This window comes from Marivirga sp., assembly GCF_024636815.1.
GTDB lineage: Bacteria > Bacteroidota > Bacteroidia > Cytophagales > Cyclobacteriaceae > Marivirga.
Genome location: NZ_JAGXGF010000094.1, coordinates 1 through 8,472, shown reverse-complemented (window position 1 = coordinate 8,472; position 8,472 = coordinate 1). Strand labels below are relative to the sequence as shown.

At 35.8% G+C, this 8,472-nt stretch carries 10 protein-coding genes; 4 read left to right on the top strand and 6 right to left on the bottom strand.

Annotation, left to right across the window (positions count from 1 at the left end):
- Positions 1–187: 187 nt before the first annotated feature.
- Positions 188–955, bottom strand: a complete 768-nt coding sequence (gene cysQ / locus Q0L29_RS07060; protein WP_296620282.1) for a 3'(2'),5'-bisphosphate nucleotidase CysQ — start codon at positions 953–955, stop codon at positions 188–190.
- A gap of 178 nt (positions 956–1,133) precedes the next feature.
- Between cysQ and cysC the strand changes: the two genes are divergently transcribed.
- The 3 genes from cysC to cysN all read left to right on the top strand — a co-directional run bounded on the left by cysC (position 1,134) and on the right by cysN (position 4,074).
- On the top strand, positions 1,134–1,730 hold the full coding sequence (cysC, locus tag Q0L29_RS07055; protein WP_296620280.1) for an adenylyl-sulfate kinase: 597 nt from the start codon (positions 1,134–1,136) through the stop codon (positions 1,728–1,730).
- Between the two features lie 70 nt (positions 1,731–1,800).
- On the top strand, positions 1,801–2,706 hold the full coding sequence (gene cysD, locus Q0L29_RS07050; RefSeq protein ID WP_296620278.1) for a sulfate adenylyltransferase subunit CysD: 906 nt from the start codon (positions 1,801–1,803) through the stop codon (positions 2,704–2,706).
- 75 nt (positions 2,707–2,781) lie between these two features.
- Positions 2,782–4,074: a sulfate adenylyltransferase subunit CysN gene (cysN, locus tag Q0L29_RS07045; RefSeq protein WP_296620277.1), complete on the top strand. Its 1,293-nt coding sequence runs from the start codon at positions 2,782–2,784 to the stop codon at positions 4,072–4,074.
- 175 nt (positions 4,075–4,249) lie between these two features.
- Here the strand turns inward: cysN and Q0L29_RS07040 are convergent, their stop codons facing one another.
- The 4 genes from Q0L29_RS07040 to Q0L29_RS07025 form a co-directional block, all read right to left on the bottom strand.
- On the bottom strand, positions 4,250–4,603 hold the full coding sequence (locus Q0L29_RS07040) for a DUF5615 family PIN-like protein (RefSeq protein ID WP_296620275.1): 354 nt from the start codon (positions 4,601–4,603) through the stop codon (positions 4,250–4,252).
- Entirely contained in the window at positions 4,603–4,830 is a 228-nt protein-coding gene (locus Q0L29_RS07035) for a DUF433 domain-containing protein (protein ID WP_296620273.1), read from the bottom strand. The genes Q0L29_RS07040 and Q0L29_RS07035 overlap by 1 nt, the downstream gene beginning before the upstream one ends.
- A 189-nt stretch (positions 4,831–5,019) precedes the next feature.
- Entirely contained in the window at positions 5,020–5,493 is a 474-nt protein-coding gene (locus Q0L29_RS07030; protein ID WP_296620272.1) for a regulatory protein RecX, read from the bottom strand.
- A gap of 25 nt (positions 5,494–5,518) precedes the next feature.
- Positions 5,519–6,667, bottom strand: coding sequence for an aminotransferase class V-fold PLP-dependent enzyme (locus Q0L29_RS07025; RefSeq protein WP_296620269.1), 1,149 nt, complete (start codon positions 6,665–6,667; stop codon positions 5,519–5,521).
- A gap of 109 nt (positions 6,668–6,776) precedes the next feature.
- Between Q0L29_RS07025 and Q0L29_RS07020 the strand changes: the two genes are divergently transcribed.
- A complete protein-coding gene (locus tag Q0L29_RS07020) occupies positions 6,777–7,148 on the top strand; it encodes a nuclear transport factor 2 family protein (RefSeq protein WP_296620267.1) in 372 nt (123 codons plus the stop codon).
- 1 nt (position 7,149) lies between these two features.
- Here the strand turns inward: Q0L29_RS07020 and Q0L29_RS07015 are convergent.
- Positions 7,150–8,472, bottom strand: a 1,323-nt coding sequence (locus Q0L29_RS07015; RefSeq protein ID WP_296620265.1) for a carbon starvation protein A, incomplete at its 5' end; no start/stop codon positions are given.

Below are 8,472 nucleotides of genomic sequence, written 5' to 3'. Positions count from 1 at the left end.
CCGAAGGAAGGAAAAACTTCAAAGAGGCATCGAGCCTCTTCGAAGTTTGCCCAAGAAAAGAACCTCAGGCTCATAATTGCCCGAGGGAATTATAAAATGAATTTTTAACCAAAACGGTCAATGCTATTTAGGGATAGACAAGAGTCTAGATTCTATTATCTAGACTCTAGCTCATAATGTAATACAATTAAAAGCCCAAGCACAAAAAGCTTCCGTTCAGTAAGTCTTCTTTATTATACTGGAAGCGAGTTTCTTCTGAATTGCCAGCGTAAACTTTACCTCCTGCTGCTTCTAATATGGCTTGCCCTGCGCCTGTGTCCCATTCCATAGTAGGGCCATGACGATAATATATATCCGCTTTTCCTTCTGCTACCATGCAAAATTTTAAGGAGCTACCTTTAGAGATGTTGTCTTTCACATCATATTTAGCCAATAACTCATCTTCTTCAGGAGAGGCATGAGATGCACTTCTTACGGCAATTCTATCAGCACCTTTACCATTTATTATTAATTCAGTTTTTTCATCACCTTCTTCTTTAAAAGCACCTAGTTCACTTCCGTAATAAAATGTTTCAGTAGCTGGTACATATATAACTCCCATTATAGGATAATGATCTTTTATTAAAGCAATGTTGACTGTAAACTGGCCATTTTTTTTGATGAATTCTTTGGTGCCGTCCAATGGATCAACAAGCCAGAAAGTATTCCAATCTTTTCTTTCTTCAAAGGACATTTTTTTACCCTCTTCAGATAGGATTGGATACTGAACAGAAAGCTCTTCCAATCCTTTTTTTATGACTTTATCTGCGGCCTCATCTGCTAAGGTTAATGGACTGTCATCAGCCTTATAATCTACCACTTTGCTAAGGTCTGCATCCGTATAAATTTTCATGATGGAAGCCCCCGCATTTTGGGCAATGATTTTAACTTCTTCTACTAAATTTTCAATTTTCATAAGGTTATTGTTTATTTTTTGAATTCCGATGTGGAATATGGTTAAATTTTTTTTCTTCAAAATCGGCCTCTATTAGCCTATAAACCCAATAGAGATTAAATATTTTTAGAATGGTGTAAAAATACGCAAGAAATGCGTATAACTATAATTTTATCCTATTAACTTTGTTAAAAATTATATGAGTTTGGAAAACATTTATCCCATATTCGATACCATTTTGAGCCGCTCCGATAAGGAAAAAATGCTCAATCAAAAAGCCATTGTTATTTGGATGGTTGGCCTGTCTGGTTCTGGAAAAAGTACCTTGGCAAGAGCATTAGAAAACAGCTTGCATGAGGAGGGTTATCTTACGCAATTGCTGGATGGTGACAATATGCGAACGGGTATAAACAATAATTTGGGTTTTAGTCCTGAAGACAGGACTGAGAATATCAGAAGAGCAGCCGAAACGGCTAAACTATTTATGAATGCAGGCTTAGTAACAATTTGCTCTTTTATAAGCCCTACAAATGACATCCGTAAAATGGCAAAAGAGATCATCGGTGATGGCTATGTAGAAGTATATGTAGATTGTCCTGTTGAAGTTTGCGAAGAGAGAGATGTGAAAGGGCTTTATGCAAAAGCAAGAAAAGGAGAGATTCCTGATTTTACGGGCGTAAGTGCTCCTTTTGATATTCCAAACAAACCTGATGTGGCGGTTGATACGGCCAATCAAAATTTGGAAGAAAGTCATCAGGAATTAGTAAAAGCAATTATAGAAAGAATTAAATATTAAATAGAACCGTCTAGGTAATCCTTTGCAAAAGGAAAGCCTTCTAAGAATTAAATTTTTGAATTAATAAAATATGTCATCTTACAATTTATCACATTTAGATCAATTAGAGTCAGAAGCAATTTACATTTTCCGTGAAGTAGCGGCTCAATTTGAGAAACCGGTTATTTTATTCTCCGGTGGAAAAGACTCCATTACGATGGTGCATTTAGCACAAAAAGCCTTTTGGCCAGCTAAAATTCCTTTTCCTTTATTACACATCGATACAGGCCATAATTTTCCAGAAGCTTTAGAATTCCGTGATAATTTAGCGGAAAAATATAAAGTGAATTTGGATGTAGGATTGGTTCAAGATTCTATTGATAAAGGAACAGCGGTAGAAGAAAAGGGAATCAACCCAAGTAGAAACACATTGCAATCCATCACTTTATTGGAAAAACTGGAAGAAGGTCAGTATGATGCTGCTTTCGGTGGGGGTAGAAGAGATGAGGAAAAAGCCAGAGCAAAGGAAAGATTCTTCTCTCACAGAGATGATTTCGGTCAGTGGGACCCTAAAAATCAACGACCTGAATTATGGAATCTTTATAACGGAAAGAAAGCACCAGGTGAATCATTCCGAATTTTCCCGATCAGTAACTGGACGGAGATGGATGTCTGGCAATATATCAAAAAAGAAAAGATTGATTTGCCAAGTATATATTTCTCTCACAAAAGAGAGGTAATAAAGAGAAATGGAACTTTGATAGCTAAATCTCCTTATAACACACTTTTGGATGGAGAGCAGTATGAGGAAAAAGTCATTCGCTATAGAACTTTAGGTTGCATGACCATTACTGGTGCTGTAGAATCGGAAGCGGATACTTTAGATAAGATTATTGAGGAAGTAGCTGCAGCCAGACAAACAGAAAGAGGTGGTAGAGCAGATGATAAAAGATCTGAGGCGGCTATGGAAGATAGAAAAAGGCAGGGATATTTTTAGAATAGAACCTAGAACCAAGAGTCTAGAATCTAGACTCAAAAATAAAAACTTAAGATTTTGAAAAGACATTTATAGATGCAAGAAAATAAAGAAAATAACACAACAGATACAGCCGGTTACCTAGATATGGACTTGCTACGCTTCTCCACGGCAGGTAGTGTGGATGACGGGAAAAGTACTTTGATTGGCCGATTGATGTATGATACTAAATCAATTTTTGAAGACCAAATTGAGGCGGTAGAGAAATCAAGTAAAAGCCGTGGCGATGAACATATTAATCTGGCTTTATTGACAGATGGTTTAAAAGCCGAGCGTGAGCAAGGAATTACCATTGATGTAGCCTATCGATATTTCGCTACTCCTAAAAGGAAATTTATTATAGCAGATACTCCCGGTCACGTTCAATATACGCGTAATATGGTTACGGGCGCATCTAATGTAGACCTTGCTATTATTTTAATTGATGCAAGGAAAGGTGTGATTGAGCAAACTAAAAGACCCTCTTTCATTGCTTCCCTTTTACAGATCAAACACGTAATCGTTTGTATTAACAAAATGGATTTGGTGGATTATAGTGAGGAGGTTTATGAAAAAATTAGAAAGGATTATTTGAGTTTCGATGCCAAATTGGAAATACCGGATATCAGATTTATTCCTATCTCTGCTTTAAATGGAGATAATGTTGTGGACAAATCTGAGCATATGGATTGGTATAAAGGACCATCTTTACTGTGGACTTTAGAAAATGTACATGTAGCATCTGATAGAGATTTAATTGATGGTAGATTTCCTGTTCAATGGGTGATTCGTCCGCAGTCAGATGAATATCATGACTTCCGTGGTTATGCTGGCCTGGTTAGTGGAGGTATTTTCCGTAAGGGAGAAGAAGTAGTTGTGTTGCCATCTGGATTTACAACCAAAATAAAGTCAATTGAAACAATGGATGGCGAATTGCAACAAGCATTCCCACCTATGTCTGTGGCCATGACTTTAGAAGATGAGATTGACGTTAGTCGTGGAGATATGTTGGCTAAGATTAATAATCAACCAACGATAGGTCAAGATATAGAATTGATGGTTTGCTGGTTGAATGTAACGCCTTTAAAATTAGGTGGGAAATATACTGTAAAGCACACCACCAATGAAGCAAGAGCTATAATTAAAGAAGTAAAATATAAGGTGAATGTAAATACACTTGAAAAGAACGAGGGAGATAAGGAAGTGGGTGCAAATGATATTGCCAGAATTACGTTGAAGACGGCCAAGCCATTATTATACGATCCTTACCGAAAAAACAGAAATACCGGATCATTAATTATTATTGATGATTTCACCCAGCAAACTGTCGGTGCCGGAATGATAATTTAAATTTCAGAGTCCATATAATTGATTCTAATCCAACCTTTTTCAAAGTGTGATACTTTGGAAAAGGTTTTTTTATTTCTTCACCCAGTATTCCGGTGGGGATGATTATTCTTTCTTTCGGCAAATTCCCTATAAAAAAATGATAAGTATTGCCGAATGAGTCAATCCAAAAGTATTCTCAATATTTCCTTTGACGGATTGAGTTGGAATCTATAACTGTCAATGTGTTTTTATAGTCTAAAGATTCATTTTTCAATAGATTTTCGAGGCTTTTTGCCGTATCAAGAGGGGTTTCAGGCTGATTTCTAAAATAAATTACTCCTTCATCGGGCTTATGGCCTTTTTCAAAAATCAATTTACCATAATCGCTATCATAGGTAAGAATTGTTCTTCTTTGATTGATTGCTATTTTCATTACTTCCTCATCTGAAACGCCTGAATTATCAATGCCAATAGCAATTATGTCATACCCATTAGACTTTAGGTAATTAACACTAGTGAGGGGGATATTTTCATTAGCCAAAAATTTCATTAAGCATTGGAATAGAGTAAGCCATCTTTCATACAATCCTGTATATATAAAAATACAGCTTGTAATGACTCGTTTGTTAGGCGTGGGTAATTATCTAATATCTGTTGTTCACTCCACCCTTGAGCAAGCAAACCTATAATGTGTTCTACAGAAATTCTGGTTCCTTTTAAAGTAGGCTTGCCTAAAAGCACATTGTTATCAGATAATATATATTCTTGCCATTGCATAATTTAAAAATTTGTTTGTCGTAATTCTAAAACAAAATTTACGGAATAAAAGTGTAATTATTGCAAAATTTTCATTTTAACACAATGCTTAACCTAACACCACGCCCCCAAGTGATGATTACCATTTCCTCTTATCAATAATGATCTAGTTAAATTTAACTTGTCAACTTGATTACCTTTCAATCTAAATCAATCGGCTAACTTTTTAACTGCTTCCCAAACCAAATCAGACTCATAGCCTTTTTGTAATAAATAGCGGACAGCTTTCTGCTTTTTCATATATAGATTAGGCTCTTTGATTGTGTTCCACTTTTTTTCTAATAATGTATTTATGGTATTTAGATAGTCTTCATCATCTATCTCCTTCATTCCTTTCTTGATGCAGTAATCTGAAATCTTTTTCTGCTCTAAGCCTTGCTTGATTTTTATCCGACCCCATTTTTTCAAATTAAAATGACCTCTTACATAGCTTTGTGCAAAACGTTCTTCATTAATAAAATCTTCCGAAATTAACCATGCGATCACTTCTTCTACTTCATCACCATACAAACCCCAGTCGTATAGCTTATCTCGAAGCTGCTGCTGAGTTCGTTCCTGCATAGCACAATATTTAGCGCCTCTGGATTTTCCTTCTTTTACGGTATAGATCAGTTGTTTGGCCATTGATTATATTAGGATAATAGAATGATTATAAATGCTTATTCAAAACTTCTATTAATGCATTGACATCCTTAGCATCATTATAAACATGAGGGGATATTCTGATGGATTTTCCTCTTGCTGATAGGTGAATATTATGAGCCTTAACATCCTCCATAAGCTTGCTTAGATTTACATTTTCAGGTATAAATAAACCATATAAATGGGCACTTACCATTTTATTATCATCTTTTTCAATCTTCTTTTCTTCCAGATAATCTCTTAATGGCCTTAGCAATTCAAAGCAATAGCTTTGGATATTTTCAGTTTTCCAACTTAGGATTTGTTTTAAAGCTGATTTAATCATAGGTAAAGCAATAAAATTGCTAAACTCGCCTACATTGTAGCGCATGGCACCATCTTCAAATTCTTCAGGGTAAGTCGTTAGTTTGCTAAAATCATGACCATCTTTTCGAGTCATCCATGAATATTCTATGGGTTCTCCATCATTAAATCTTTCACTATAATAGGCCAAACCAGAAGAATAAGGCCCTAATAGCCATTTATAAGAAGCACAAATCAAAGCATCTATCTTAAATGCTTCCACATCAATTGGTAGAGCACCTACTGATTGCGTACCATCCACTATGAAATAAGTATTGGTGGAACGACATTTTTCACCTATTGCCTTCAAATCGAATTTCAAACCTTCCATCCAATGAATGGAGGACATCACTACAACGGCCGTATCTTCATTTATACTTTCAAGTATTTTTTGAGTCCATTCTTGCGTTCTGCCTATTATAGTTTTTGGAGGCTTTATCACTTTTAATTCCGCATCATTTTCCTGACAGAATTTTCTCAAGGTTAGATGATCGCTGGGAAACTCCTCATTTACCGTAATGGCATGTTGTCCTTTTTTAATTGGCACATTTTTAATGGCATTCATTAAACCATAAGAAGCGGATGGAATAAGAGCGATTTGCTTGGGAGATGCATTTATCAACTTTCCAAAAAGTGATTTGACTTCTTCAGCAGGCTCGAAAAAATCCTTTTCTTTAATGGATGTAGGGTCGGTTTTACGTATGATTCCTTCAATTCCAGCTTGTTCAACTGCTTTTAAATTAGGAGACATATAAGCTCCATTCAGATAATGAATATCTTCCTTTAGATTAAAAAGATGTTTTTGGTTTTCCATATTGAAAGTTACAAAAAATGAAAGATTTAGTATTAATACCGACAAATTTGAGAGGAATTTTTATTCAGGAAAATTAATCATGCTAACTTTAATTAAACTTCATGCAATTATGAACTCTGAAAAACAAATAGCTCAAAACTTTTTAAAATTGATAGGCGAAGGCAATATAAAAGAAGCTTTCAAAAATTTTGTAGCAGAAGACTTCAAACATCATAATCCATTTTTCAAGGGAGATGCTCAATCTCTGATGAACGCCATGATTGAAGATGCGCAAAACAATCCCGAAAAGGAGCTGAAAATCTTAAGGTCTTTGGCTGATGAAGAACTAGTGGTTGTGCACGCTCACGTCAAACAAAACCCCATTGATTCAGGTTTTGCGTTAGTTCATATATTTAAATTTCAAGCCCAAAAAATCGTGGAATTATGGGATTTAGGTCAGGAGATTCCTGATGAAATTATCAATGAGAATGGAATGTTATAATTTAAACTTTTAAAGCCTCATCCTCTTTCTTCAAACATCTCTTAGCTAAGACCAGTAATACTATTGCTAAAGCGAATAATAAGCCAGCAATAATTGCGATGCTGTAAATACCTTTTTCAAAATTCTGGAAAGCTAATACAAACAAGGAACTGAGTGTTACCACAAACATGAAAAACATCGGAATTAATAAAAAGCCTGCTTTCTTGCCTGATTTTATCATCCATACCGCAATAGCCAGTAAAGCCAGGGCCGCCAGCAATTGATTAGCAGATCCGAAGATTGGCCAAAGTGTGGTGAACTCACCGGACATTAAAAATAGAGCCGATAAAATGGCCACTACTGTGGTAGATAAAAATCTATTTTGGGTAATGTTTAGAACTTTTTGGTTTTCAGTTTCCTCAAAAAACTCCTGAAAGGTAAATCTTGCCAAGCGAGTGCAAGTATCTAAAGTGGTTAAAGCAAAGGCAGAAATGGTAAGCGCCACAAAATTTACGGCTAAGCCTTCTTCGATCCCTAAAGAAGAAATCACATAACCCATTCCATCGGCGAACATATTCACCGGGCCATCAACAGCCAAGCTGCTGGCATAATCCGAGCGGCTAATTACCATCACGGCACAAACAGAAATTATAGCTAAAAATGATTCTATCAACATTCCGCCATATCCGACCACTTTTGCGTCTGTTTCTTTATTGAGTTGTTTGGAAGTGGTACCCGAAGCCACTAAAGAATGGAATCCGCTTATTGCTCCGCAAGCAACTGTGATAAATAGCACTGGAAATAAATACCCAATATCTTCACTATTGAAAATGATGTTATTATCCATTTTTACTTCCGGATTGGCTACCACTACACCTACTATTGCCAATAAAATTAAACCATACAATAAAAAACTGCTTAGGTAATCTCTCGGTTGCAATAGAACAGACATAGGCGTAACTGATGCCACAAAAGCATAAGCCAATAAAAGTCCGACCCAGAAGACATAATTTAATTCGAATGGCATGTTGTTTCCCAGTATCACGAAGTAATACATCAGAAAAACGCCTATAACGGAAAGCCATAAGAAAGCGGATTTTTTATGGGCTAATTTTCTGTTGAAAAAACCAAAAACTACAGCGAGCAAAATAAATAAAGCGGAAGTAGAGGCCACTCCGGGATTTTTCACAAATGTTTTGGCAATGATATCTGCAAAAACAGCAATGATGAGAATTAAAGTGGAAAAACTAAAGATTAAAAAAAGCCTTTTTCCACTCATGCCGATATATTGATGGATAATTACACCTATGGATTTTCCTTTATGTCTTAAGGAAGCGACCATACT